The sequence below is a fragment of the Roseococcus sp. SDR genome (assembly GCF_019083995.1).
Classification (GTDB): Bacteria; Pseudomonadota; Alphaproteobacteria; order Acetobacterales; family Acetobacteraceae; genus Roseococcus.
This window is the reverse complement of record NZ_JAHRCU010000015.1, coordinates 24,127-49,424: the sequence shown is the minus strand read 5'-3', so window position 1 is coordinate 49,424 and position 25,298 is coordinate 24,127. Positions and strand designations below refer to the sequence as shown.

The 25,298-nt window shown below is 70.3% G+C and carries 27 protein-coding genes; 18 read left to right on the top strand and 9 right to left on the bottom strand.

Annotated features, from left to right (window positions below):
* Nucleotides 1–6: 6 nt before the first annotated feature.
* The 4 genes from KTR66_RS16815 to KTR66_RS16800 are packed head-to-tail and all read left to right on the top strand — an operon-like array spanning nt 7 to nt 3,834.
* Nucleotides 7–1,029 (top strand): ABC transporter substrate-binding protein, encoded by a 1,023-nt coding sequence (locus KTR66_RS16815; protein WP_213614502.1) that lies wholly within the window; start codon nt 7–9, stop codon nt 1,027–1,029.
* A complete protein-coding gene (locus tag KTR66_RS16810; RefSeq protein WP_213614500.1) occupies nt 1,026–1,781 on the top strand; it encodes an ABC transporter permease in 756 nt (251 codons plus the stop codon). Before KTR66_RS16815 ends, KTR66_RS16810 begins: the two co-directional genes overlap by 4 nt.
* Complete coding sequence (locus KTR66_RS16805; RefSeq protein WP_213614498.1) at nt 1,778–2,518, top strand: ABC transporter permease; 741 nt, start codon at nt 1,778–1,780, stop codon at nt 2,516–2,518. The genes KTR66_RS16810 and KTR66_RS16805 overlap by 4 nt, the downstream gene beginning before the upstream one ends.
* An 8-nt stretch (nt 2,519–2,526) precedes the next feature.
* The gene (locus tag KTR66_RS16800; RefSeq protein WP_249732204.1) at nt 2,527–3,834 is read left to right on the top strand and encodes an LLM class flavin-dependent oxidoreductase; all 1,308 of its coding nucleotides are present in this window, start codon (nt 2,527–2,529) and stop codon (nt 3,832–3,834) included.
* Nucleotides 3,835–4,218: 384 nt separating this feature from the next.
* On the opposite strand, the gene KTR66_RS16795 is transcribed toward KTR66_RS16800, so the two are convergent.
* A complete protein-coding gene (locus KTR66_RS16795; protein ID WP_213614494.1) occupies nt 4,219–5,019 on the bottom strand; it encodes an SDR family NAD(P)-dependent oxidoreductase in 801 nt (266 codons plus the stop codon).
* Nucleotides 5,020–5,144: 125 nt separating this feature from the next.
* Between KTR66_RS16795 and KTR66_RS16790 the strand changes: the two genes are divergently transcribed.
* Genes KTR66_RS16790 through KTR66_RS16780 form a run of 3 tightly spaced genes read left to right on the top strand, consistent with a single transcriptional unit; the run spans nt 5,145 to nt 7,754 of the window.
* Nucleotides 5,145–5,720, top strand: coding sequence for a carboxymuconolactone decarboxylase family protein (locus tag KTR66_RS16790; RefSeq protein ID WP_213614492.1), 576 nt, complete (start codon nt 5,145–5,147; stop codon nt 5,718–5,720).
* Complete coding sequence (locus tag KTR66_RS16785) at nt 5,717–6,760, top strand: amidohydrolase (RefSeq protein ID WP_213614490.1); 1,044 nt, start codon at nt 5,717–5,719, stop codon at nt 6,758–6,760. The genes KTR66_RS16790 and KTR66_RS16785 overlap by 4 nt, the downstream gene beginning before the upstream one ends.
* Nucleotides 6,761–6,788: 28 nt before the next feature.
* A complete protein-coding gene (locus KTR66_RS16780; RefSeq protein ID WP_213614488.1) occupies nt 6,789–7,754 on the top strand; it encodes a tripartite tricarboxylate transporter substrate binding protein in 966 nt (321 codons plus the stop codon).
* Between the two features lie 7 nt (nt 7,755–7,761).
* Here KTR66_RS16780 and KTR66_RS16775 read toward each other — a convergent pair whose 3' ends face one another.
* Both KTR66_RS16775 and KTR66_RS16770 read right to left on the bottom strand, forming a co-directional pair.
* On the bottom strand, nt 7,762–8,526 hold the full coding sequence (locus KTR66_RS16775) for a helix-turn-helix domain-containing protein (RefSeq protein WP_213614486.1): 765 nt from the start codon (nt 8,524–8,526) through the stop codon (nt 7,762–7,764).
* 76 nt (nt 8,527–8,602) lie between these two features.
* Nucleotides 8,603–9,487, bottom strand: coding sequence for a LysR substrate-binding domain-containing protein (locus KTR66_RS16770; RefSeq protein ID WP_213614484.1), 885 nt, complete (start codon nt 9,485–9,487; stop codon nt 8,603–8,605).
* Between the two features lie 112 nt (nt 9,488–9,599).
* Here KTR66_RS16770 and KTR66_RS16765 point away from each other — a divergent pair, with 112 nt between their 5' ends.
* Both KTR66_RS16765 and KTR66_RS16760 read left to right on the top strand, forming a co-directional pair.
* Complete coding sequence (locus KTR66_RS16765) at nt 9,600–10,388, top strand: enoyl-CoA hydratase/isomerase family protein (protein ID WP_249732203.1); 789 nt, start codon at nt 9,600–9,602, stop codon at nt 10,386–10,388.
* Nucleotides 10,385–12,454 carry an acetate--CoA ligase family protein gene (locus KTR66_RS16760; RefSeq protein ID WP_213614480.1) on the top strand — a complete coding sequence of 690 codons (2,070 nt, stop codon included), beginning with the start codon at nt 10,385–10,387 and terminating at the stop codon, nt 12,452–12,454. The genes KTR66_RS16765 and KTR66_RS16760 overlap by 4 nt, the downstream gene beginning before the upstream one ends.
* A gap of 65 nt (nt 12,455–12,519) precedes the next feature.
* Here the strand turns inward: KTR66_RS16760 and KTR66_RS16755 are convergent, their stop codons facing one another.
* On the bottom strand, nt 12,520–12,900 hold the full coding sequence (locus tag KTR66_RS16755; RefSeq protein ID WP_213614478.1) for a hypothetical protein: 381 nt from the start codon (nt 12,898–12,900) through the stop codon (nt 12,520–12,522).
* Between the two features lie 124 nt (nt 12,901–13,024).
* On the opposite strand from KTR66_RS16755, the gene KTR66_RS16750 reads away from it, so the two are divergent.
* The 9 genes from KTR66_RS16750 to KTR66_RS16710 are packed head-to-tail and all read left to right on the top strand — an operon-like array spanning nt 13,025 to nt 21,286.
* Nucleotides 13,025–13,585: a MarR family winged helix-turn-helix transcriptional regulator gene (locus tag KTR66_RS16750; protein WP_213614476.1), complete on the top strand. Its 561-nt coding sequence runs from the start codon at nt 13,025–13,027 to the stop codon at nt 13,583–13,585.
* A gap of 21 nt (nt 13,586–13,606) precedes the next feature.
* Nucleotides 13,607–15,088 carry a 4-hydroxyphenylacetate 3-hydroxylase family protein gene (locus KTR66_RS16745; RefSeq protein WP_213614474.1) on the top strand — a complete coding sequence of 494 codons (1,482 nt, stop codon included), beginning with the start codon at nt 13,607–13,609 and terminating at the stop codon, nt 15,086–15,088.
* Nucleotides 15,085–15,960, top strand: a complete 876-nt coding sequence (locus KTR66_RS16740) for a branched-chain amino acid ABC transporter permease (RefSeq protein ID WP_213614472.1) — start codon at nt 15,085–15,087, stop codon at nt 15,958–15,960. Before KTR66_RS16745 ends, KTR66_RS16740 begins: the two co-directional genes overlap by 4 nt.
* Nucleotides 15,957–16,793 carry a branched-chain amino acid ABC transporter permease gene (locus KTR66_RS16735; protein WP_213614470.1) on the top strand — a complete coding sequence of 279 codons (837 nt, stop codon included), beginning with the start codon at nt 15,957–15,959 and terminating at the stop codon, nt 16,791–16,793. Before KTR66_RS16740 ends, KTR66_RS16735 begins: the two co-directional genes overlap by 4 nt.
* Nucleotides 16,790–17,566 carry an ABC transporter ATP-binding protein gene (locus KTR66_RS16730; protein WP_213614468.1) on the top strand — a complete coding sequence of 259 codons (777 nt, stop codon included), beginning with the start codon at nt 16,790–16,792 and terminating at the stop codon, nt 17,564–17,566. Before KTR66_RS16735 ends, KTR66_RS16730 begins: the two co-directional genes overlap by 4 nt.
* Entirely contained in the window at nt 17,559–18,311 is a 753-nt protein-coding gene (locus tag KTR66_RS16725; RefSeq protein WP_213614466.1) for an ABC transporter ATP-binding protein, read from the top strand. Before KTR66_RS16730 ends, KTR66_RS16725 begins: the two co-directional genes overlap by 8 nt.
* Complete coding sequence (locus KTR66_RS16720; protein ID WP_213614464.1) at nt 18,308–19,495, top strand: ABC transporter substrate-binding protein; 1,188 nt, start codon at nt 18,308–18,310, stop codon at nt 19,493–19,495. The genes KTR66_RS16725 and KTR66_RS16720 overlap by 4 nt, the downstream gene beginning before the upstream one ends.
* Before the next feature lie 10 nt (nt 19,496–19,505).
* Nucleotides 19,506–20,090, top strand: a complete 585-nt coding sequence (locus KTR66_RS16715) for an amino acid synthesis family protein (protein ID WP_213614462.1) — start codon at nt 19,506–19,508, stop codon at nt 20,088–20,090.
* The gene (locus KTR66_RS16710) at nt 20,090–21,286 is read left to right on the top strand and encodes an amidohydrolase family protein (protein ID WP_213614460.1); all 1,197 of its coding nucleotides are present in this window, start codon (nt 20,090–20,092) and stop codon (nt 21,284–21,286) included. Before KTR66_RS16715 ends, KTR66_RS16710 begins: the two co-directional genes overlap by 1 nt.
* A gap of 12 nt (nt 21,287–21,298) precedes the next feature.
* On the opposite strand, the gene KTR66_RS16705 is transcribed toward KTR66_RS16710, so the two are convergent.
* The 5 genes from KTR66_RS16705 to KTR66_RS16685 are packed head-to-tail and all read right to left on the bottom strand — an operon-like array spanning nt 21,299 to nt 25,298.
* Complete coding sequence (locus tag KTR66_RS16705; protein ID WP_213614458.1) at nt 21,299–22,387, bottom strand: YeeE/YedE thiosulfate transporter family protein; 1,089 nt, start codon at nt 22,385–22,387, stop codon at nt 21,299–21,301.
* Between the two features lie 6 nt (nt 22,388–22,393).
* Nucleotides 22,394–22,606, bottom strand: coding sequence for a hypothetical protein (locus KTR66_RS16700; protein ID WP_213614456.1), 213 nt, complete (start codon nt 22,604–22,606; stop codon nt 22,394–22,396).
* Entirely contained in the window at nt 22,607–23,344 is a 738-nt protein-coding gene (locus tag KTR66_RS16695; protein WP_213614454.1) for an acetoacetate decarboxylase, read from the bottom strand.
* On the bottom strand, nt 23,341–24,096 hold the full coding sequence (locus tag KTR66_RS16690; RefSeq protein WP_213614453.1) for an acetoacetate decarboxylase: 756 nt from the start codon (nt 24,094–24,096) through the stop codon (nt 23,341–23,343). The genes KTR66_RS16695 and KTR66_RS16690 overlap by 4 nt, the downstream gene beginning before the upstream one ends.
* Nucleotides 24,096–25,298: a DUF3734 domain-containing protein gene (locus KTR66_RS16685; RefSeq protein ID WP_249732202.1), complete on the bottom strand. Its 1,203-nt coding sequence runs from the start codon at nt 25,296–25,298 to the stop codon at nt 24,096–24,098. The genes KTR66_RS16690 and KTR66_RS16685 overlap by 1 nt, the downstream gene beginning before the upstream one ends.

Genomic DNA, 25,298 nt, shown 5'->3' with positions numbered 1-25,298 from the left:
CCGAGCATGAACAGGCGCCACATCCTGGCCGCGAGTTTGGCCGTACCCTTGGCCACCGCCTTGGCCAGCCCCTTCATCCGCCCCGCCGGCGCGCAGACCCTGGTGCGCGCCTCGCTCCGCCTGAAATGGCTGACGCAGGCGCAGTTCGCCGGCTTCTACGTGGCGCTGCAGAAGGGCTATTACCGCGAGGCGGGCATCGACCTCACGATCAACCCGGGCGGGCCGAACCTGCTCACGGAGAACCTGGTGGCCTCCGGCGCCGATACATTCGGCCTCTCAGGCGGCACGGACAGCGTCTTCGCGGCGCGCGAGCGCGGCCTGCCCATCGTCTGCGCGGGCGTGATGCACCAGCAGACGCCCTTCGTCTTCGTGGCGCGCGCCGACGGCCCCATCCGCACCCTCGCCGATTTCCGGGGCAAGACCATCACCACCTGGTTCACCGGGGCCAATTTCGTGCTGCTCGGCATGCTGGCCCAGGCCGGGCTGAACCGGGGCGACTTCACCATGCAGCCGCAGCAGGTCAGCGTGCAGCCCTTCGTGGACCGCCAGGTGGATGTGGTCACCGCGACCCGCTACAACGAGTTCTTCACGCTGATGAGCCGCGTGGGCCGCGAGAATCTGCGCAGCTTCGTGCCCGATGAGCACGGCATCACCTTCCCGCGTGACACGGTGATTGTCAGCGAACAGACGGCGCGGGACCGGCCGCAGCTGGTCTCGGGTTTCCTGCGCGCCACCATCCGCGGCTGGCGTGATGCGCTGGCCGACAACAAGCTCGGCGTGGATTCCGTCATGTCCGTCGCGCCCACGCTCAACCGCCCGCACCAGGAGTTCATGCTGGTGGAGGCCGGCAAGCTGATGGTCGCAGGTGGCGCCGCGCAGAATGGCCTCTTCTGGATCGATCATCCGGTGATCCAGGCCGCGCATGATTTCTTCCTGCGCAACGAGGTGATCAAGGCACCGCTCGACCTCGCGGCCGCCTACAACTCCAGCTTCCTCGAGGCCCTGCCGGTGGCGGACCGCATGGCATGAATGCGGCGGCGATCGCCGCACTCCGCCTCCTGGGCGGGGTGATCCTGGCAGGCCTGGTCTGGGAGGCGGCGGTGGTGGGCTTCGGCATCCGCCCGCACCTCCTGCCGCGTCTGTCGGAGATCCTGGCGGCCTTCGCCGTCACCCCCGGCGCCTATTGGGCCGGGCTGCAACGCACCGCGGCCGAGACGCTGATCGGCTTCGCCGCCGGGACGGCGGTGGGAATCATGAACGGGGTGATCTTCTTCCGCGCGCCGCTGCTGCGGGACATGCTGCTGCCGGTCTTCATCGTCTCGCAGACCATCCCGGTCATCGCCTTCGGCGCGCTGGTCGTGATGTGGTTCGGCAATACCCTCTTCGCCAAGGCGGTCATCGCCTTCTACCTGACCTTCTTCCCCGTGACCGTGAACACGCTGCTCGGCCTGAACAGCGTGGACCCGCGCCAGGTGGCGCTGCTGCGCAGCTTCGGCGCAAGCCCGCGGCAGATCCTGTTTCGCCTGCAATTGCCCATGGCACTGCCGCAGATCTTCGTCGCTTTGCGGCTGGGCGCCTCGCTCAGCCTCGTTGGTGCCATCGTCGGCGAGTGGTTCGGCGACAATACCGGCATCGGCGTGTTGCTGCTGCAGGCCATGTACAATGAGAGCGTGGTGGCGCTCTGGGCCGCCATCCTTTGTGCCGCCCTGCTGGGCACCGGCTTCTACGCGCTGGTCGCCTGGGCCGAGCGCCGTATCGTCTTCTGGGGGGCGGAGCAGTGAATGCCACCGCCGCCGTGCGCGGCGCCGTGGGCGCGGTGCTGATCCTGGCGCTCTGGGAAACCCTGGCACGCGGCCTCGCGCTGCCCGCCTATACCCTGCCGGCGGTGAGCCAGATCCTGGCCGCTGTGGCCGAGCATCGCAGCGTCCTGCAGGCGGCGGCGCTGGTGACGGGCTTCGAGGCGCTGACGGGCTACGTGATCGGGGCGTTGGCCGGCATCGGCGTGGCCACGCTGCTCATTCTCGCGCGGCCCTTGCGGGCAGGGGCGTTGCCTTTGCTGCTCGCGATCAACTCCGTGCCGGTGGTGGCGTGGTCTCCCCTCGTGCTGCTGTGGTTCGGCATGGGCGTGGCCTCCAAGATCGTGATGGTGGCCCTCGCCGTGGGGTTCACGGTCTTCCTCAGTGCGCTCGCGGGCTTCGACCGTGTGGATCGGCGCAGCGTGGATCTGATGCGCAGCTTCGGCGCCGGTCGCTTCGGCATCTTCTGGCGGCTGCGCCTTCCGGCGGCGCTGCCGCTGATCGCGGCGGGCTTGCGCGTCGCCACCGTGCGCAGCCTGATCGTGGCCATCGTGACGGAAATGCTGGGCGCCTATGGGGGCCTGGGCTGGATCATCTACCAATCCGTCACGCTGATCGATTTCGTGCAGGTCTGGGCCGCCATTCTTGTCGCCTCCATGTTGAGCCTTGCCTTCTTCGGCCTGGTGGGCGCGCTCGAGCGGCGCCTGATCTTCTGGCGATGAGTGTGCCCATGCGACAGATGCATCTCGGCCTGTTCCTGCTGGGGACCGGCAGCCATGTCGCCGGCTGGCGCATGCCGGGCGCAGTGACGAGCTTCCAGGACATCCATGCCATCCGGCAGATGGCGGCGACGGCCGAGCGCGGCTGCTTCGACCTCATCTTCATGGGCGACAATCTCTACGCGGACCCCGGCGCGCACCCCTCCTACACGCTGCGCCTGGAGCCGCTGACCATGCTGGCGGCGCTGGCGATGACGACCACGCATATCGGCCTGGGCGCCACCGTCGCGACCACCTACAGCGACCCATGGAGCGTGGCCCGCGCCTTTGCCTCGCTCGACCACATCAGCGGCGGGCGGGCGGCCTGGAACGCGGTGACGGGATCCAGCGCGCAGGCGGCACCCAATTTCGGGCGGACCCATCCCAACCATGCCGAACGCTATGCCATCGCCGCGGAATTCGTGGATGTGGTGCGCGGCCTCTGGGATGGCTGGGAGGATGACGCGCTGGTCGCGGACCGCGCGACGGGCCTCTATCTCGATCCGGCCAAGCTGCATCCGCTGAACCATGAGGGCGTGCATTTCTCGGTGAAGGGGCCGCTCAATATCGGCCGCGCGCCGCAGGGCCGGCCCATCATCCTGCAGGCAGGCGGCTCGGAGGCGGGGCTCGACCTCGCGGCCCGCACCGCCGATGTGGTCTTCGCCGTGGTGCAGGATTTCGATGAGGCGCGCGGGCAATACCAGGCATTGAAATCCCGCCTGCCCGCACATGGCCGCCGGCCGCAGGATGTGGCCGTGCTGCCCGGGGTGATGCCCGTGGTGGGCCGCACCGAGCGTGAGGCGCTGGACAAGCTCGCCCAACTGCAAGGCTTCATCAGCCCGGGCAATGCGCTGCAACTGCTGCAGGACCGGCTGGGCATGGACCTGTCCGGCCGGGACATGGATGCGCCGCTGGGCGACCTGCCGCTGCATGATGGCGGGCACGGCTTCGCCCGCACCCTGCTGAGCAAGGCGCGGCGCGACAACCTCACTTTGCGCGATGTCTACAACCTGCTGGGGGCGGCGCGCGGCCATTGGGTGCTGTGCGGCGCGGCCGAGCAGGTGGCGGATACCTTGCAGCATTGGTTCGAGGGGGGCGCGGCCGATGGCTTCAACGTCATGCCCTCGCATTTCCCGGGCGGCATGGATGATTTCGTCGATCTGGTCGTGCCCATCCTCCAGGCGCGTGGGCTGTTCCGCACGCGCTACGAGGGGCGCACCCTGCGCGACCTCCTGGGCCTCGCCCGGCCCGAACGCCTCGGCGGAAGGGCGATGGCCTGAACCTGTTCCGGCGGGCGTGGTGAAGACAGCCGTCCATGGCATGTCGCGGCTTGCGGCTGCGTGGAGTGGCGGCCAAGGCCGACGCATGGTGCGGTGGCCGACATGCCCGGCTCCGGGCTCTCCTTGACCCTTCGCGTCTTCGCCGCGGCGCGCCGGCGCCGCTGCACAGAGGTGATGATCTCCACCTGCTCGGGAGCATGAGGCATGGGCACGGCCATGCTCCCGGAGCCTGATCGCCTTTGGTGGAATCACCAAAGGCTTGCGCAGCCTCTCAGCAGGGTCTGACGTGTGATCAATCTTTGCTGATCACGCTTCAGCCCTTACGGGGGTTGGAGACCGTCCCCGGCCAAATCGCGGGCTGCGTCACCCGCCCGGCTTCGCGCGTCATCCGCAGCGCACGGACATGCCGCCATCCACCACCAGCTCCGTCCCTGTGATGAAGCGTGCCTCCGCCGAGGCCAGGAACAGCACCGCACTCGCCGTATCGCGCCCATCCCCCGCGAAGCCCATGGGGATGCGCGAGAGCCGCTGCGCCACCAGCGCCTGCACATCCCCACCCGAGCGCTGCGCGGCCAGCCGCACCTCCACCATCGGCGTGTGCATCTGGCCGGGTACCACGGTGTTCACCCGGATGCCCTTCGCTGCGTATTGCACGGCCACCACGCGGGAGAGCTGGATCACGCCGGCCTTGGACGCCGCATAGGCAACCTGCGCCGCGCCGGTCCAGCGAATGCCGGAGGTGGAGGCGAGGTTCACCACAGCGCCGCCGCCCTGCGCCTCCATCAGCGGCAGCACGTGCTTCAGCATCAGGAAGACGCTCTTGAGGTTGGTGTCGATCTGCAGATCCCACACCTCCTCCGCCATCTCCACCGGCCCGCCCGCCGCCGAGCCGCCGACATTGTTGACCAGCACGTCGATGCGTCCATGCCGGGCGGCGATGGCCCGCACCGTCTCGCCGACCGCCGCGGCATCGGTCACGTCCAGCGTCATCGGCTCGAAGTGCCCACCGGCGTCGGCGATGCGCTCGGCCGTCTCGGTCATCGAGGCCGCGTTGCGGTCCAGCCCGATGACGGTGGCGCCTTCCTGCGCGAGTCCGACGGCGATGGCGCGTCCATTCCCCCAGCCGGGGCCGACGCAGCCCGCGCCGGTCACGACGGCGATCTTGCCGGCAAATCTCTCGCTCATCCTGCTCCTCCGTCGCCTTGGCGCAGCATTCCTCCGAGCCATCCGTACTATGCAAGCATCTTCCATCAGACGAAAGAGTGGCGATAGGATCGACCCCGCCCGGTGCCAGGAGGAAGGAAACCGCCATGCCACGTCTGCACCTGCCGCCCGAGGCCGAGATGACGCCGGCGCAGAAGGCCAGCGTGGCGGAGGCGGTCGCCGGCATCCGGGGCCGCGTGCCCGCGCCGATGATCGCCTGGCTGCGCAACCCCGTGCTCGCCAGCCGTGGTCAGAAGCTGGGCGAACTGCTGCGCTACGAGACGTCCCTGGAACCGCGGCTGTCCGAGCTCGCCATCCTGGTCTGCGCCCGGCACTGGACGTCGCATCACGAATGGACCGCCCATAAGCGCGAGGCGCTGAGGGCGGGACTGGCGCCGGAGGTCATCGCCGCGATCGCTGCCCGGCGCGCGCCCGTGCTCGGCGAGGCACGCGAGCAGGCGGTCTTCGAGGTCTCGCAGACGCTCCTCGCCACCGGGCGGGTGCCAAAGCCGCTCTACGAGGCCGGGCTCACCGCCCTGGGCGAGCGTGGCATGGTCGAGCTGGTCGGCATTCTTGGCTATTACTGCCTGGTCGCGCTGACGCTGAACACCTTCGAACTCGGCCTGCCCGGCAGCATCGCCTCCGAGCTGGACGACCCCGAATTCGCCGGAGCCGCCGCATGAACACCGCCACGCATCAGCACCAGATCCCCGTTCGCGAGGAGTGGCTGGCGACCCGCGCCGAGGCGGCGCTGGACCCCGCGCAACCGATCATCGACCCGCATCACCACCTCTGGGACCAGCCGGGCTGGCGCTACCTGCTGGATGAGCTGCTGGCCGATCTGCGCAGCGGCCACGATGTGCGCGCGACGGTCTATGTCCAGTCCGCGCGCTCCATGCTGCGCGCCGAGGGGCCGCCCGAGATGCGCGCGGTGGGCGAGACGGAATTCGCCAATGGCGTGGCCGCGATGTGCGCGAGCGGCGCCTATGGCGCGGTGCGCGCCTGTGCCGGCATCGTCGCCGCCGCCGATCTGCGTCTGGGTGCGGCGGTGCGGCCGGTGCTCGAGGCGCATCTGCGCGCGGGCGGCGAGCGCTTCCGCGGCGTGCGCCTGACCGCCACCTGGGATCCTGATCCGGCCATGCTGAACCCGGCCTATTCGCCGCCGGAGGACATGCTGGACAGCGCCGCCTTCCGCGCCGGCTTCACGGAGCTCGCCAAGCTTGGCCTCACCTTCGACGCCTGGATCTACTTCCACCAGATCCCGCGCCTCGTCAGCCTGGCGCGCGCCTTTCCGCAAGTGCCGATCGTGCTCGACCATTGCGGCGGCATCCTCGGCATCGGGCGCTATGCCGGGAAACGCGATGAGGTCTTCGCCACATGGTCCGCGAACATGCGCGAATTGGCGACCTGCCCGAATGTGATGGTGAAGCTGGGCGGCCTCGGCATGCGGCTGCCCGGCTTCGGCTTCGAGGCGCGCGCGCAGGCTCCGTCTTCCCTGGAGCTCGCCGAGGCCTGGGGCCCCTGGATGACCCGCTGCATCGAGATCTTCGGCGCGGCGCGCTGCATGTTCGAGAGCAACTTCCCGGTGGACAAGGGCGGCTTCGGCTATGCGATCGGATGGAACGCGATGAAGCGCATCGCGGCCGGAGCCAGCGCCGAGGAGAAGGCCGACCTCTTCTGGCGCAGCGCCGCGCGCTTCTACCGCCTGCCCGACATCGCCTGACGACAACGAGACCCGGAGGAACATCGCCATGAGGCGCTTCGTCATCACCGCTCTGCTCGGCGCGCTCGCCACCCTGCCGGCCATGGCACAGGAGGCTTTCCCCTCACGTCCGATCCGCTTCATCGTCCCTTTCGCGGCGGGCGGCCCGAGCGACATCGTGGCGCGCATCATCGCGCCGCATATGCAGCAGGCGCTGGGCCAGCCCGTGGTGGTGGACAACCGCCCCGGCGCCGGCGGCGTGACGGGGGTGGACGTCATCGCGAAGGCGGCACCGGATGGCTATACCTTCGGCATCGGCAGTGCCGGTGCGCTCGCCATCTCGCCCAATCTCGGGCGCGGTACGCCCTATGATCCGCTGCGTGACCTGGCGCCGATCACGCTTGGCGTGCTGGTGCCGGAGCCCGTGGTGGTGCCTGCCGCCTCGCGCCACCGCAGCCTGCAGGATCTCATCGCCGATGCACGCGCCCGGCCGGGCGCGCTGAATTTCGGCTCCACCGGCAATGGTTCCATGCCGCACCTGGCGGCTGAGCAGCTTCGTGCGGCGGCCGGGCTCGACATCGTCCAGATCGCCTATAACAGCGGCGGCCAGCTCGCCACGGCGATCCTGCGGAACGAGGTGCAGCTGGGCTTTGCCGACCTGCCGGTGCTGCTGCCGCAAATCCAGGCTGGAACCCTGCGCGCCCTGGCCGTGGGCACGCCGGAACGCCTGAGCTGGATTCCGGATGTGCCGACCTTCCGCGAGCTGGGATTGCCGTCGGTGGATGCCAGCAACTGGCATGGCCTCGTCGCCCCCGCGCGCACCCAGCCGGTGGCGCTGGAGGCGCTGCGCCGTGCGGCGATCACCGCCCTTCAGGATCCGGAGGTGCGGCGCCGGCTGAACGAGCAGGGCGCGATCCCCGGCGGCAACAACCCGGAGGAATTCGGCGCCTTCCTGCGCAGCGAGAATGCGAAATGGGGCGAGGTGATCCGGCGCAACAACATCCGGCCCGACTGAGGGCGGCTCAATCCGCTGCCATGTCGGTCCCCAGCCGCCGTGGGTCGCCGCCCAGTTCGCGCGTCACCTGGAGTGCCTCGCGCATCGTCAGCCGCCGGCAGAGCGCTTCCATCTCGGGTGTGAAGCGATAGAGCGGCACCGAGACGCCGATGGAGCCCGCCACCCCGCCGGCGGCGTCCAGCACCGGCGCGGCGATGGCGGCGAGGTCGGGGTGGCGCTCGGCGCGCGTCACCACGGGCAGGGCCGGCGGGCCCGCGCCATCCTCCAGCGCGATCAGCGCGCGCCCATGCGCGCCATGGCCCAGGGGAAACACCTCCCCCACCGGGGCATAGGCGCGGACGAGCTGTGGGGAGTCGAGCCGATAGAGGCAGCGCCGCTGGTCGCCGTCGCGCACGAAGAAGACGGCGCTCTCGTCGGTTTCCGCGCGCAGCCGCTCCAGCGCCGGGATCACGTGGTTGTCCAACCGGAGCGAGCGACGGAACCGCTCCCCCAACAGCAGCAGCGTGGCGCCCAGCAGGTAGCCGCCGGAGGGCAGGCGCTGGACGAAGCCCTGCGCCTCGAGGGTCTGCAGCAGGCGGAGCGCCGTGGTCATGTTCAGGCCGACGCGGCGCGAGAGTTCGGCCAGGCCGAGCGGCCCATCCTCGTCGCGAAAGGCGCCAAGCAGAGCGATGGCGCGGTCGACGGCGCGCACATTGCCATCCGCGAGGCCCGCCCGCGCCTGGGGGGCAGCCGCTTTCGGCTTCGCGGGTTTGCGGCTTGGCGTTCGGCTCACGTGGGCGGCTTCCAGGGGTTGGGTCGGGTCATGATCCGTGAGGGTAACATGAATGCTCGCACCGGCACCGCTTGGGTCAGGTGGTCCCGGCGTCTCGGGCCGCCTCCTGGACCAGCCAATCGGCGAACAGCCGCAGCGAGGGGCTGATCCTGCCTTGCGGCAGCACGAGCCAGTAGCTGTCGCCCGTCATCGCCGCTGCCTCCGCGAGGGCGACAAGGCGCCCCGCGCGCACCTCCTCCCGCACGAGGCCCGGCGAGCAGATCACCACGCCGAGCCCCTCGAGCGCGGCCTGGATGGCGAGCGTCGTGCTCTCGAAGAGCAGCGGGACGGGCGTGCCGGCGAGGCCCGCATGCCGCTGCCAGATCGCCCAGTCGCGCGCACGGGCCTTGCTGCCCAGAAGGCGGCCGCCTTGCACCTGGTCCAGCCCGCCTCGCAGCGACGCCGCCAAGGCCGGCGCGGCGAAGGGCGCGATGGTCACGGGCTGGAGCGGCCGCAGCGTCGCCGAGGCCCGGGTCTTCAGCGGCGCGGTGCGGACCGCGGCATCCACGTCGTCGCGCGCCAGGTCCACGGGCGCGGTGGAGGTGCTCACCTCCACATCGATGCTGGGATGGGCTCGCTTGAAATCCGCAAGACGCGGGATCAGCCAGCGCAGTGCCCAGGTGGTATAGGCCCGGATGCGCAGAGGCGCCGGCTGGGTCCGCAGGGCCCGCTTGGCGGCCTCGATCTGGGCGAAGCCCGCGCGCAGCGCCTCGGCGAAGCGCCGGCCCGGTTCCGTCAGGCTGAGCGCGTTCGGCCCGCGGCGCACCAGGGGGCAGCCCAGCGCCTGCTCCAGTTCGCGCAGGCGCCGGCTGACGGCGGGCGGCGTGACCCGCAAGGCGGCGGCCGCCGCCGCGATGCTCCCGCTCTCCGCGATGAGATGGAAGGTCCAGATGTTCTGCAGCGAGGGTCCGCGCTCGGTCATGTGCCAGCATAACACCAGCTTGGGGTAGGCCGAAAAACTCTGCGGCTTTCGGCGCCTCCCCGATCATGCGAGCCCTGGCGCAGCGCCGCGCATGGCCGAAGGAGCCCGCATGATGACTGACGAATCCCCGATCCTCCTCACTTGCACCGACGGCATCGCCACGCTCAGGATCAACCGCCCTGCACGCCGGAACGCGATCGACGACGCCACCCGCGGGCTCATGATCGAGGCACTGGAAGCCGCCGCGGCCGACCCCGCCGTGCGTGCGCTCATCATCACCGGCACCGGAAGCGCCTTCTGCGCGGGCGGTGACGTCGCCGGCATGCAGCAGCGCCTCTCCGCGCCGCAGGAGGAGATCGCCTTCAATGGCTGGCGCCGGCAGGCCCGCACGCATCGCGCGGTGGCCCTGCTGCACAATTTTCCGAAGCCCACCATCGCCGCCGTGAATGGCGCCGCCGCCGGGCTCGGCTGTGACGTCGCGCTCTGCTGCGATTTCGTCGTGGCGGCGGAGAGTGCCCACTTCACCATGAGCTTCGTCACGCGCGGCCTGATCCCGGATGGCGGAGGCATGTATTTCCTGCCGCGCCGCGTCGGCCTCGCCCGTGCCAAGGAGCTGGTCTTCAGCGGGCGCCGCGTCGGCGCCGCGGAGGCGCTGGGCCTTTCCATGATCGAGCGCGTGCTGCCAGATGCCGAGCTGCTGAGCGGCTGCGAGGCCTGGGCGCGGGAGCTTTCGGCCGGCTCGCCCGTCGCGCTCTCGCTGGCGAAATCCGTGATGGACCGCTCGTTCGAGATGAGCTTCGAGGATGTGCTGGCCGAGGGCTCCAAGGCCCAGGCCATCTGCTACACCTCGGGCGAGCATCGCGCCTCGGTGGCCGCCTTCCTGGCGAAGACCTCGCGATGAGCGCGCTCGCTGCGCTGCTGCGGCCGCGGAGTGTGGCCGTCATCGGGGCCTCGGCCGACCCCGCCAAGATGACCGGCCGCCCCATCGGCTACCTCCAGCGCCACGGCTTCGCGGGCGCGATCTGGCCGGTCAATCCGCGCGCCGAGAGCATCGCGGGCCTGCCCTGCTTCGCGGATGTCGCCGCGCTGCCCGGCGCGCCGGACGCCGCCATCGTGCTGCTCGGCCCCGAGCGCGCCGAGGCCGCCGTGCGCGATCTCGCTCAGCGAGGCTGCCAGGCCGCAATCGTGCTGGCCAGCGGCTATGGTGAGGCGAGCGAGGAAGGCGCACGCCGGCAGGAGGCGCTGAAGCTGGCCGCGGGCCCGATGCGCCTGCTCGGCCCCAACACGATCGGCCTGGTCAACCTGACCGATGGCATCATGCTCTCGGCCACCGGCGCGCTCGAAGTCGGCGATCTGCCGGCCGGCCGCATCTCCGTCGTCTCGCAAAGCGGCGGCATTCTGGGTTCGCTGCTCTCCCGCGCGGCCGATCGCGGCATCGGCTTCGCCAAGCTGGTTTCCACCGGCAACGAGGCGGACCTCGACAGCAGCGACCTGCTCGCGGAGCTGCTCGAGGACCCCGCCACCGATGCCGTCGCGGTCTATATGGAGGGGTTGCGCCGGCCCGAGGCGTTCCGGCGGGCCGCGCGCCGCGCCGCCGAACTCGGCAAACCGATCGTCGTGTACAAGGTCGGCCGCTCGGAATCCGGGGCGCGGGCGGCGAGCTCGCATACCGGCGCCATGGCTGGTTCGGATCGCGTCTATGACGCGATGTTCCGTCAGCTCGGCGTGATCCGCGCAGAGAGCTTCACCGACCTGCTGGACATCCCCGCTGCCCTGGTGACGGGGCGGCGGATGGCCGGCCAGCGCGTTGCCATCCTGACTTCGACCGGGGGGGCCGGCACGCTGCTGGCCGATCACTGCGGCCTGGCCGGCATCGAGGTGCCCGCGCCCGATGCGGGCACCACCGCGCGGCTCGCGACCTTGCTCGATGAGGAGCAGGCGACGGTCGGCCGCAACCCGGTGGATGTGACCCTGGCGGGGCTCCGGCCCGACCTGTTTCGCGGCGCCATCGGGGCGTTGCTGGACAGCCCCGCCTATGACGCGCTCGTGGTGGTCATCGGCTCCTCGGCGCTGGCGGCGCCGGAGCTGGCGGCGCGCGCCATCGTCGAGTGCCAGGCGCGGAGCGACAAGCCCGTGCTGGCCTATGTGAGCCCGCACGCGCCGCATCTTGTGCGGCTGCTGAACAGCCGCGGCATCGCCGCCTTCGCCACCCCGGAGAGCTGCGCCCCGATGCTGCGTGCGTTGCAGCGCCGTGCCGTGCCGCCTGCGCCCGAGGCGCCGAGCGTCGATCCCGGCCTGCTTGCCGGCTTGCCGCCGGGCAATCTGAACGAGGCCGAGAGCAAGTCGCTCTTCGCCCGCTTCGGCGTGCCTGTCACGCGCGAGGCGGTGGCGGCCGATGCCGCCTCGGCCGCCACCGCGGCGCGCGCGTTGGGCGGGGAAGTGGTGCTGAAGATCCTCTCGCGCGCCATCCCGCACAAGAGCGAACTGGGCGGCGTGCGGGTGGGACTGACGGCCGAGGAGGTGCCGGCGGCCTGCGCCGCGATGCTGGACCGGCTCCGAGCGGCAAGCGCGCCCGCGCCGGAGGGTTTCCTGGTGCAGGAGCGGGTGCGAGGCGGCATCGAGATGATCCTGGGCTTCCACCGCGATGCGCAACTCGGCCCCGTGCTCCTCGTCGGCGCCGGTGGCGTGGCGGTGGAGCTGTTCCAGGACACGGCGCTGCGCCTCCTGCCCATCACCCGCGCCGATGCCGAGGCGATGCTGGAGGAACTTCAGGCCGTGCGGCTGCTGCGTGGCTGGCGCGGTGCGCCGCCCGCAGACCGGACCGCGCTGGTGGATGCGATCCTGGGCTTTGCCACGATGGTCGCCGCGGCGGGCGAGAGGCTCATCGAGGCTGAGATCAATCCGCTCCTCGTGCTGCCGGAGGGGCAAGGCGTCCGCGCCGCGGACGGACTGGCCGTGCTGCGGTGAAAGCGCCGCCCCCCTCGGTGGGGGGCGGGCGGTGCATCTCCAAGCGAGGGGTCGGGTCCCGCCGGTCAGGCCGGATCGTAGGTGTGGCTCTCGTAGAGGATGCAGCCACCCTCGCTGCGGAAGGGTCCGTGCCAGGCGCCTGGCGGGCGGGACGCGTAGGTCATCGGCAGGAACTTCTCGCCACCCTTGCCCTCGGCATCATTGCCGACAAAGAGGTCGCCGCTCACCAGGAACACCTCTTCCCAATAGTCGTGCACGAAGGGAGCGGTGGTGAAGGCGCCGGGCGCGAAGCGCAGCAGGCGCGTGCGGCAGCCGCGCTTGCCCGCCTCATCCAGAGCGCCGGCCAGGATCTTCTGCTGGATGCCGGGCGGATAGCCGGGCGGCGTCTCCCACCCGGTCGAGAGATCCAGCGTGTGGAATTCGAGATGGGCCTTGTTGATGGTCATGGCTGCCTCCCTGCGTCATCACAAAATGCTGAAGAAACTCAGCTCTGCTGTCCAGCAGGAATGGCGTCTCGCTTGGAGAGAAATGCGTTGCAATGCTTAATCTAGTTAACCTACGCTCCCGTTCATGCCGAAACGCCGTGCCCCCGTGCCGAGCCCCGCGCCGCTGACCACCTCCCGGTCCGCGCTGCTGGAGGATGGTTCGGATGCCGCGTTCCGCCGCTTGGTGAACGGGCTGCTGGCGCTCTCCCAGCGGCACCAGGCCTTGCGTGATGGTCATGCCGCGCGCATCGGCCTCGCCGGTCCCGCCTATTCCATCCTGATCTCCGTGCTGCATCTGGGCACGCAGGGCGCGGTTTCGGTGAGTGACGTGGCGGCCCATATGAAGGTGAGCGCCGCCTTCATCACGGCCGAGACGAACAAGCTGGAAGCCGCCGGATTGCTGGAGAAGCGGCGCGATCCGCAGGATGGGCGCCGCCTGCAGCTGGTGGTCACGGCCGCCGGCAGCGCGCGCCTCGCGGCGCTGGCGCCCACGCAGCGGGTGATCAACGACATCGAGTTCGGCCCGCTCAGCCGCGCGGAATTCCGCACGTTGCTGCGCCTCGTCGAGAACCTGAACGGCGCCGCCGACCGTGCGCTCGAATTGCAACGCGCCCTGGCAACCGAAGACCAGCGCGGTGCCGCATGAACCTTGAGGGAGTGTCCCAGCATGGCTGACGTGAAGACCGGTGCCCAGCACATCGCGAGCCTGCGCGATGGCCGCAGCGTCTATCTCGATGGCGCGCTCGTCGCCGATGTGACGACCCATCCGGCGTTCCGTGGCGCCGTGCAATCGGCGGGCATGCTCTATGACTATCAGGCGCGCCCCGAGAATATCGAGCGCATGACCTTCGATTGCGGCGGCGGGCGGCGCGTGAGCCGCGCCTGGCAGATGCCGCGCTCGCGCGAGGAACTGGTGGCGCGGCGGCAGGCCTTGTCCAGTTGGTCGGCGCAGTCCTGCGGCTTCATCGGCCGCAGCCCGGACCATGTGGCCTCCGCGCTGATCGGCCAGGTCATGGGCATCGAGGTTTTCGAGAAGCACGGCCCCGCGCGAGCGCGCGCCTTGCGTGACTACGTGGCGGAGGCGACGCGCCAGGATTGGTTCCTGACCTACGTCATCATCAACCCGCAGGCCGATCGCTCCAAGGCCTGGGGCGAACAGGCGGAGGCGGATCTCTCGGCCCGCATCGTCGATGAGGATGCGGGCGGCATCACCATCCGCGGCGGCAAGATGCTCGGCACCTCCTCCATCATGGCCAATGAGGTGCTGGTCGCGAATCTCCAGCCGCTGAAGCCGGGCGAAGAGGATCTTGCCTTCTCCTGCGCGCTGCCGATGAACACCAAGGGGCTCAAGGTCCTCTCGCGCAAATCCTATGAGGCGCATGCGGTGAGCGAATGGGACAACCCGCTCTCCTCCCGCTACGACGAGAATGACGCGGTGGTGTGGTTCCAGGATGTGAAGGTGCCGTGGGAGCGCGTCTTCGTGCATCGCGACACGGATATGTGCCGGGCCCAGTTCCACGACACCTGGGGCCATACGATGCAGAACTACCAGGCGCAGATCCGCCTGACGGAGAAGCTGCGCTTCCTGACCGGCATCGCCCGCCGCGTCGCGGAGACCATCGGCACGGTGAACATGCCGCCCGTGCGCGATGCGCTGGGCAAGCTCGCCGCCCAGGCGGCGGGCGTGGAGGCCATCCTGCACGGGATGGAGGCCTCGGGCGCGCAGCAGGGCGAATGGTTCGTGCCCAACAAGCATATGATGTACGCGGCCCAGGTGCTGACGCAGGAGCTCTATCCGCAGATCGTCTCCACCATCCGCGACCTCGCGGGCGGTGGGCTGATCATGCTGCCCTCCTCGGCGGCGGATTACGGCAATCCGGAGGTCGCGCGCATCATCCGCACGACTCAGCAGTCGCCGGTCGCGACGCCGGATGAGCGGGTGAAGTTCATGAAGCTCGCCTGGGATGCGGTGGGCAGCGAGTTCGCCAGCCGGCATCTGCAATACGAGATGTTCTACGCCGGCGCGCAATTCGTGACGCGCGGTCATTCCTGGCGCACCTATGACTGGGAGCGCGCACTCGGCATGGTGGACGGATTGCTGGGCAGCTACGGCATGCCGGATGGCAGCGCGGCCGGGCGCGCGGCATGATCGCACAGCAGCTCGTCAACGGGCTGATGCTGGGTGGGATTTATGTTCTCGTCGCCGTTTCCTTCACGCTCTTCTTCGGCTGTCTGAATTTTCTGAACTTCTCCGTCCCCGCGCTCTTCATGCTGGGCGGCTTCCTGACCTGGGCCGGCGTCGCGGCCGGCCTGTCCTGGCCGCTTGCCGTGCTGTTGGCGCTGACGGTGGCGGCCCTCGCCTCGCTGCTGGTGGAGCGGCTCACCTGGCGATTGCAACGTGGCGGGCCGCCCTTGATTCCGTTGGTCTCCTCGCTCGGCTTCCTCATCCTGTTCGAGAACCTCGTGCTGGTGCGCTGGGGCTCCGATGCGCGGGCCATTCCCTCGCCCTTCGGCGATGCCAATTGGCGCATCGGCGATGTGGTGATCGGCCTGCCGCAGCTCTTCGGCCTGATCCTCTCGATCAGCCTGGTGTTCGGCCTGCAGGCGCTGTTGAAGCGGACCAAGCTCGGCCGTGGCATCCGCAGCCTTGCCGAGAACGCCGAGACGGCAACCATGCTGGGCGTGGAGGTGGATCGCGTGGCGCCGCGCCTCTTCCTGCTCGCTGGGCTGTTCTGCGCGCTGGCGGGTGTGCTCTTCTCGCTCTCCTACCAGCTGGTCTCGCCATACATGGGCGATCAGGTGGCGCTCAAGGGGCTTTCGGCGATGGTGCTGGGTGGCATGGGCAATATCTGGGGTGCGGTGATCGGCGGGCTCGTCATCGGCCTCGTCGAGATCTTCGCGGTGGGCGCGCTCTCGGCCGATCATGTGAATGTGGTGGTCTTCGGCATCCTGCTCTTGAGCCTGATCATCAAGCCGACCGGCCTCTTCGGGGACCCCGCGCTTGGGCAGCAAAAACTGTGAGCGGCTATACCGCCGCCATCCTGACGCTGCTGGCGATCAACATCATCGCCGCCTATGCGGCCTGGCTGCCGCTCGCGGCGGGACAGGTGAACCTCGGCACGGCCGGCTTCATGGCGATCGGCGCCTATTCCTCCGCCGTGCTGAGCAATGAGTTCGACTGGTCCCTGCCCATGGCCATCGCGGCCGGCGCGGTCTGCGCCGGCGGCCTCGCCATGGCCATCGGCGGGCCGGTGCTGCGAACGCGTGGGCTCTATCTCGCGCTCGCCACGCTCGCCTTCAATGAGGTGGTGCGGGGCATCCTGATCAATCTCGATGTGGTGGGGGGTGCGGCCGGCTATCCCGTGATCGGCCATCTGGGCTTGGCCCCCATCGCCGCCTGCGCGGCCGGTGTCTTCCTGCTGGCGCTCTGGCTGGGGGCGAGCCGGTTGGGGATGAACCTGCACGCCATCGAGCAGGATGAGACGGTGACGGCGCTGTTCGGCGTGCACGTGCCCTTCACGCAGCTTGCCGCCTTCACCATCGGCGGCGTGCTGGCGGGTCTGGCAGGCGGGCTCTACGGGCATCATTTCTCCTTCATCGAGGGGCAGCATTTCAGCGTGCTGCTCTCGGTCACCATCGTGCTCTCGGTGGTGCTGGGCGGGACGCAGACGGTCTGGGGGCCGGCCATCGGCGCTGCCTTCTTCACCCTGCTGCCGGAGATCTTCCGCGGGGCAGCCGCCTGGCGCTACGTCCTCTTCGCCGCCGCCGTCATCCTCGTCATGGCGATCCGGCCGCAGGGCCTGCTGACGCGGGCCGACCTCATGCGGTTGCGCCGGGTGGTCCGGCTGGCATGAGCGCGCCGCTGCTCGACATTCGCGGCCTGCGCAAGAGCTTCGGCGGCCTGGATGTCGTGCGGGGCCTTGACCTGCAGGTGGGGCAGGGCGAGCGCGTGGCGCTGATCGGCCCCAATGGCGCGGGCAAGACCACCGTCTTCAACCTGATCAACGGCTATTACGCGCCGGATGCCGGAGAGATCCGGCTGGGCGGCGTGGACCTCGTGCCCATCGCGCCCCGCCGCCGCATCCGCCATGGCCTGGCGCGCTCCTTCCAGAACATCCGGCTGATCGGGCATCTCACGGTGCTGGAGAATGTGCTGCTGGGCGCGCATGTGCATGCCGGCGGGCCGCTCGCCATGCTGTTGCCGCTCGGGCTGGGACGGGGTCGGCGGCTGCGCGAGGAGGCGCGGGCGCGCCTGGCCGAAGCGGGGCTCGCGGACCATGCCGGCAGCCTGGCGGCCGGTCTCGCCTACGGGTTGCGCAAGCGCGTGGAGGTGGTGCGCGCGCTGATGGCGCGGCCGCGCCTCCTGTTGCTGGACGAGCCCTGCGCCGGGTTGAACACGCAGGAGCGCGGCGCCCTTCTGGCTGAGCTGCATCGCGTGGCCGAAGGCGGCGTCACGCTTCTGGTGGTCGAGCATGACATGCATTTCGTGGGCGGGCTGTGCGGGCGCGCTGCCGTCCTGAATTTCGGCGAGAAGATCGCGGAAGGCACGCCGGCCGAGATCGCGCGAGAGCCCGCCGTGATCGAGGCCTATCTGGGCCATGCGCCGGAGCGCTACGCGCATGCTTGAGGCGGCCGGAATCTCCGCGGCCTATGGGCCGGTGAAGGCGCTCGCCGAGGTGTCGCTCACGGTGGCCGAGGGCGATGTGATGGCCGTGCTCGGCGCCAATGGCGCGGGCAAGACGACACTGCTGCGAACGCTGCTTGGCCTGCTGCCGGCCCAGGCGGGACGCATCCGCTTTCGGGGCGAGGACATCACGCGCCTCAAGCCCGCCGAGCGCGTGCGGCGCGGCCTCGTCATGGTGCCTGAGGGGCGGCGTGTGCTGACGAGCCTGACGGTGGAGGAGAACCTCCTCATGGGCGCCTATCCGCGGCGCGACACGCCGGGTCCCGCGGAGCTGGACGCCATCTATGGCCGCTTCCCGAACCTCGCGCAGCGGCGGCACATGAAGGCCGTCGTGCTTTCGGGTGGCGAGCAGCAGATGCTGGCCATCGGCCGCGCGATGATGGCGCGGCCGAAGCTGATCATGCTGGACGAGCCCTCGCTCGGCCTCTCGCCGCGTCTGACGGCCGAGGTCTTCGCGCTGATCGCGAGCCTGAATGCCGAGGGCATTGCCATCCTGCTGGTCGAGCAGAATGCGATGCTGGCGCTGGAGGCGAGCCGGCACGCGCTGGTGCTGGAGCTGGGCCGCACCGCCTTCGACGGTGCATCGCCCGCGCTGCTGCAGGATGACCGCGTGCGCCGCGCCTATCTGGGCGGCAGCGCGCCCGAGGATACGCCCCACCACACCCCACCGGAAGGAGTTCCCCCATGATCCGCCGTCGCCCTCTGCTGCTGGCCGGGCTTGCCATGCCGGCCATCGCCACCGCGCAATCGGGCCCGCTGCCGCTGGGCTTCACCACGGCCAAGTCGGGCAACTGGGTCTCGCTCACCCGGCGCAACGAGATCGCGGTGAACCTCGCCGTCGAGGAGGTGAATGCGGCGGGTGGCATTCATGGCCGGCCCATCGCCATCCGCACCTTCGATACCGCGTCGCGTCCCGAACAGGCGGCGATCGCGACGCGGCAATTCGCGGAGGATGACGGCGCGCTGGCGGTGATCGGGCCCTTCAGCAGCAGCGAATGCCGCGTGGCCTTCCCGGTCGGCGACCGGCTGGGCATCGCGCAGATGGCCATCGCCAGCAGCGCGCCGGGCCTCGCCGCGCCCTTCCGCTTCGCCTTCCGCAACACCTCTGACGAGGCCTATCTCTTCGAGCGCCTGCTCTCCGTGGTGCGCGAGCGCGGCATCGAGACGCGCAACGCCGCCATCGCCTATACGACCGATGAGGTGATCGGCCGCTCCATGGGCACGGATGTGTTTCCGCGCCTGTTGCAGGCGGCGGGGATTCCGGTCACCGGCTCCGTCTCCTTCCCGGTGGCCGCCTTCGACATGTCGGCGCAGGTCGCGCAGATGCGCGGCGCCGCGCCGGACCTGGTCTGCATGGGCGGCCCGCCCGAGCCCGCCATCGTGCTGGTGCGCGAGATGCGGCGCCAGGGCATGCGCGGGCGCATCGTGGGCGGCACCACCATCGTGGATGTGAACCTGCCCTCGCGCATGGGCGCGGATGGCAATGGCACGCTGGTCTCCTCCACGCATTTCTACAATTTCGACAGCCCGCGCGCGATCGCCTTCCGCGACGAGTTCGTCCGCCGCGCCCAGGCGGCCGGCGAGACGGGCGACCTGCGCCCCGGCATGTATGACGCGGCGGCGCACAGCATCGTGCATTTCTACGCCGCCGCGATGCGCCAGGTGCGCGTGACGGGCGAGCGCGCGCGGCTCGCCGCCGAGCGCGCCGCGATCCGCGATGCGCTGCGCGCCATGCGCAATGTGGAGACCATCGAGGGCACGCTGGCCCGCTTCACCGAGCAGGGCGACGCGCTGAAGACCACCTATGTGCTGGAGGTGCGTGACGGCAGCTTCGTGCTTGTCGGCAGCCGCCCGCCGCCGGCCAATGCCTGAGGCCGCGGCGATGCGGCTCGAACTCCGGCGGTCCTTCGTGATGGTGGATCAGATCGAGGTGCCGCCGGGCAGCCGCGACACGGGCCCGCCGCTGCGCCGCGTGGCGGTGACGGGCGTGGTGGCGAACCCCTATGCCGGGCAGGGCTTCGTCGAGGATCTCTCGGCGAGCATCGCGGCGAGCGAGGCGGTGGGGCGCGAGCTTTCCGCCATGGCGGTCGCCGCCATGGGGGCGCACGCCATCGAGAGCTACGGCAAGGGGGCTGTGGTGGGCCTGGCGGGCGAGCAGGAGCATGCGAACGCCATGCTCACGACGATCTTCGCCGAGCCCTTGCGTGCGGCGGTGGGTGGCGGCCTCGCCTGGCTGCCCTCCTTCACCAAGCGCGGCGCGCCGGGGACCATGATCGACGTGCCGCTGGCGCATAAGGACGCGCTCTATGTCCGTTCGCATTATGACGGCATGACGCTGATGCTGCCCGATGCGCCGCAGGCGGATGAAGTGGCGCTCATCATCGTCATCGCCAATCGCGGGCGCATCGATGCGCGCGTGGGCGGGCTGAAGGCCGCTGAGATTTCGAAGCGCGACGGGCTGCGCTGATGCGCTGCGCCATCGTGAACCTGGGCGGCCTTGCCACGGGTGATCTCGCCGCGCCGCTGCGCGAGGCCGAGGCCATCCTGATGGAGGCGGGGCGAATCAGCCGCATCGGCACGCTGGATGCGGCGACACTGGAAAGCTGCGACGTGGTGGTGGATGCGGGGGGCACGCTCGCCGCACCGGGGCTGATCGACAGCCATGTCCACATCACCTTCGGCGACTATACGCCGCGCCAGCGCACGGTGGGCTTTCTGGAGAGCTACCTGCATGGCGGCGTCACCACCGCCATCACCGCCTCCGAGGTGCATGTGCCGGGGCGGCCCAAGGACCCGGCGGGGGTGAAGGCGCTGGCGCTGGCCGCGGCCGCCTGCTTTCGCGACTATCGGCCGGGCGGCATGCGCGTGCATGCGGGCTCGGTCATCCTGGAGCCGGGGCTGACGCCGGAGGATCTGCGGGAGCTGGCCGCGGCCGGGATCTGGCTCGCCAAGGCCGGTTTCGGCGCCTTTCCGACGCCGCATGACTATGCGCCCCTGATGCAGGCGGCGCGCGCGGCGGGCATGATCACCACCATGCACACCGGCGGCTCCTCCATCCCCGGCTCCTCGGGCATCTGGGCCGAGCATGTGCTGGCGAGCCACCCGCATGTCAGCTTCCATGTGAATGGCGGCCCCGTCGCCATGCCCGAGCCCGGCTTCGTGCGGTTGGTGAAGGAGAGCGACATCGCGCTGCAGATCTGCACCGCGGGCAATCTCCGCACGGCGCTGCTGACCGCGAAGCTGCTGGAGGAGGCGGGGCAGCTGGAGCGCCTGCTCATCGCCACCGATACGCCGACCGGCAGCGGCATCATGCCGCTCGGCATGCTCTACACGATGAGTCACCTGGCCAGCCTGGGCGGCATGGCGCCGGAGATCGCGATCGCCGCCGCCACCGGCAACAACGCGCGGGTCTATCGGCTCAACTCCGGCATCCTGGCGGAGGGGCGGGATGCGGATGTGATCCTGCTCGATGCCTGCGCCGGCGGGGCTTGCGGCGATGCCCTCTCGGCGCTGCGCAATGGCGATATTCCCGCCGTCGGCGCGGTGTTTTCCGCAGGCGTGCCGCGCTTCGTCGGGCGCAGCCGGAACACGCCCGCGACCATCCGCGATGTGCGCGTGGCGGCCTGCCGGTTGCCGATGGATTTCTCCGCCGCCGCGCATTGAGGTGACGACACCTCAAGCGCGCGGCAGGCCCGACCAGCCGCGCAGGCGCAGGCCGAGCCATGCACCGGGCAAGGCGGCGGCAAGCCAGACCAGCCCGTGCAGGCTGCCCGAGGCGGTGCCGCTGATGAACGCGCCGATGTTGCAGCCATAGGAGAGGCGGCCGCCCACCCCCATCAGCAACCCACCCAGCGCCGCGGCGATCACGCCCTGCGTGCCGATGGCGACGCGGTGGCGCATGCGCCCCGCACCCGCTGCGGCCAGCAGCGCGCCGAGGAACATCCCCACATCGGTCAGCGCCGTCACATGGCCGAGCCAGGGCCCCTCCAGCCCCGCAGCGGCATGCGCCGCCATCCAGTAGTCGGCTGCCCCGGCATCCAGGCCGAACCAGCGCAGCGCCTTGGCCCCCCAGATGGTCAGCCCGAAGGTGATGCCCCAGGGCTCGCGCGCCAGCAGGAAGATCAGCCCGGCCAGGGCCGCGATCAGCGCGGCATGGCCGAAAGGTGCTGCCACCAGGCGGGGCGCGCGCCGCAGCAGCAGCCAGGCCAGCGCGAGCAACATCGCTTCCATCGCCAGCACGCCGCCCCAGGGGCCGAGGCTCTCCAGCAGGTCGAGATGGCCGAGGCTGGGAAGCCGTGCCTCCAGCGCTGGTGCGAAGAGGCTGCCCGCCACGCCGCCCAGGCTGAAGAAGGGCAGGGCCACCCACATGCGGCGCGAGCCCTCGCCCGCCGCGACCACGGCGCCGGAGGCGCAGCCATTGGTCATCTGCATGCCGAAGCCCATCATCGCGGCACCCAGGATGAGCGAGAGGTTGATGGGTGCGACGAAGCGCGTGTAGCCGGGGTCGGCCGCGGCGAGCGGCAGGATCAGCGGCAGCAGCAGGGCGGGAATGACGAGCGAGGCCGCCATGGCCCGGCCATCACCGGCGAGCAGGAATTGCCGGTAGCCGCCCGCGAAGCCGAAGCCCACGCGCACGAAGACGGCGCCCATCGCCACGGCGGTCAACAGCAGGCCGAGCCGCTGCCCATCCCCCTCGCGCATCAGCAGCATGAGCAGCCAGGACAACGCCAGGAGGCCCAGCAGGGCCGGCGCGCGGTCACGCAAGACCGGTCACCGTTCGGGTGGCGGCCAGCGCCAAAGGACCAGCGGCCAGAGCAGGATGAGGCCCGGCAGCAGCAGCGGGCGGAAGGCATGGGCGCCGCGCGCGGCCGGTGTCGCGCGCTCGATCGGCCCCGCCAGGAAGGCCAGCGCGACGGCGAGGCCGCCCGCGCCATACCCCGCCAGCAGGCCCAGCAGCAGCCGGGCCGCTTCCGCGCTCAGCATTCAGCCGAGATAGTCATGCACCACCTCTCCCAGTTCGAGCGTGAGATCCGCGAGGAGATGCGTGGCGGAGAGCACCTCCAGCACCGGCAGCTCCGCCACCGGCGCCAGCGCATGCGGCACCAGGGACAGGGCTGCCGGGCCGGTCCAGCCGCCATGCAGCACGATGTCGGCCAGGTGGTAGCGCACCAGTTCGCAGATGCGCGGCCGACCATCCACATGCGGGATGATCTTGAGCAGGAAGCCCGGCTCCTCCAGCGCGGCGCGCAGCGCCGGCGCGGGCAGGGGACGGTGCTTGTAGCCCATGCTGGCGCTCGCCACCCGCACGCCGCCGACATCGAGCGTGCCGACCAGCGTGTCATGCTCCACCCGCAGCACGGGGGAGGCGAGCTTCTTCGGAAAACCCCAGAGCTCGCGCCCCCCCGCGATGGGCGGATCGTCATCCAGATACATGGCGTGCACGTAGCCGCCATGCTGATCCCCGAACCGCACCGGGATCACCTGACCGCTCTCGGTGTAGTCGCCGAAGCCGGTGCTGTCGGGCATGCGGATGAACTCGTATTTCACGATGGGTTCGGGGGCCACGAGCGGCTTGGGCAGGATGCGCGCCAGCGCCGCAGGATCGGTCCGGTAGGCGATGATGAGGTATTCCCGCCGCAGAAAGCGATAAGGCCCCGGCGGATAGGAGGGGTTGGTGAGCGGCATGGCGAAGGCGCGGGCGCGAACCTGGTCGGGCGTCATGCGCCGTCCTCCGCTTCGAGGTAGTCGTGCAGCACGGTGCCGAGGGCGAGCGTCACATCGGCGATGACATGTGTGGCGCCGCGCAACTCCAGCACGGGCAGCTCCGCCACGGGGGCCAGGGCGTGCGGCATGAACTGCAGCGTGGCCGGGCTGCTCCAGGCACCACGCACGGTGACGTCGGTCAGCGTGAAGCGCACCAGCTCGCAGATGCGGGGCGTGCCGTCGACATGCGGGATGATCTTCAGCAGCACCCCCGGCTCGGCCAGCATCGCTGCCGCCGCGCCGCCGGGCAGCGCGCGGTGCTTGAAGCCCATGCTGCCGACCGCCACCGGCAACGGCCCGAAATCGAGACGTCCGACCAGCGTGTCCCGCTCCACGGCGAGAGCCGGCCGCGCCAACTTCTGCGGAAAGCCCCAGAGCTCGCGCCCACCCGCGATGGGGGCATGCGCGTCGAGGTACATCGCGTGCACATAGCCGCCCGCCTCGCCGCCGGGCAGGCGCACCGGGATGACCTGCGCCGCGCCGTGATAGACACCGAAACCCGTGCCATCCGCGATCCGCACGAACTGGAAGCGCGCCGTCTCGCCCAGGGGCGTCAGCGGCTCGGGGACCAGATCGCGCAGCTTCGCCGCCTCCGTGCGGTACTCGATCGTGAGGTATTCCCGCCCCGTGAAGCGATAGGGCCCTGCCGGATAGGAGGGGCTGGTGCGCGGCATGGCGAAGGCGCCCTCGCGAATCGCGGCCTCCTCCATCAGGCGAGCTTCCGGCGCTTCATCGGCGCGACGACGGCCGGCACCTGGTCCTCCGCGGGTCTTGCCTCGTGCCGGGCGGCGCCCGCCACGTCGAAGCTGCGCGCACCGAGTTCCGCCGGCATGGGGGCGAGCCAGGGCGAAGCCTCCAGCGTCTGCCGCGCATCGGCCAGGCCCTGTGCCCAGCGGCGTTCCATGGTCGCGCGGCTGAATTCGTAGTCCTTCGCCTGGCCTTGCGCGACATCGCCGCGATGGATGAGCTGCACGATGTCCATCGTGGTCACGCAGCCGAAATCGTAGAGGTAGCGGCCCTCGGGCGTGTTCCGCAGCGCGTCGGGCAGCTTGTCCCACAACGTGTTGATGTTGTGCCGCAGGTCATGCGCACGGGCCAGCATGTCGCTCGCGGCACGGGTGCGGCTGCTGTAGCGGATGTCCTTCTCGCGCTCCTGCACCTCCTCGATGGTGCGCGGCAAGGAGCCTCGCGCGGGGAAGAGATCCACCTGGAAACTGAGGCGGGAGCGGCGGGGGACCTGCGAGACGACGTATTGCAGCGGCGTGTTGGAGACGAGGCCGCCATCCCAGTACATCTCGCCGTCGATCTCGATGGCGGGGAAGCCGGGCGGCAACGCGCCGCTCGCCATCACGTGCTGCGGGCCGATCGCTGTCTCGGCATTGTCGAAATAGACCATGTTGCCGGTGCGGATGTTCACGGCGCCGATGCTGAAGCGCATCTCGCGCGCGTTGATGCGGTCGAAATCCACCAGCGCCTCGAGCGTGCCGCGCAGCGCGTCGGTTTCGTAGAAGCTGACGCGGCTTTCGCCGAACAGCCAGTAGGCGGCGGGGCGTGGCCGGAAAAAGCCGGGCTGGCCCAGCATGAGGGCACGCAGGGCCGCGGCCGGCCGAGGGTCGCTCCAGGTCGAGAGCGAGGTTTCGAGCCAATCCGCCCAGAGCGAAGGCGGCGCGGTGATGGACTCCCAGAACATCCTGAGGCGCTCCACCCGCCGCTCCGGCGCATTGCCCGCGATGATGGCGGCGTTGATGGCGCCGATGGAGATGCCGGCCACCCAGTCGGGCAGGTATTCGCTTTCGGCGAGCGTCTCATAGACACCGCCCTGGTAGCTGCCGAGCGCGCCGCCGCCCTGCAGCACGAGCGCCACCTTCTTGTCATAGGCGGCGGGGCGCTTGGGGATGGGCTTTTCGGGCAT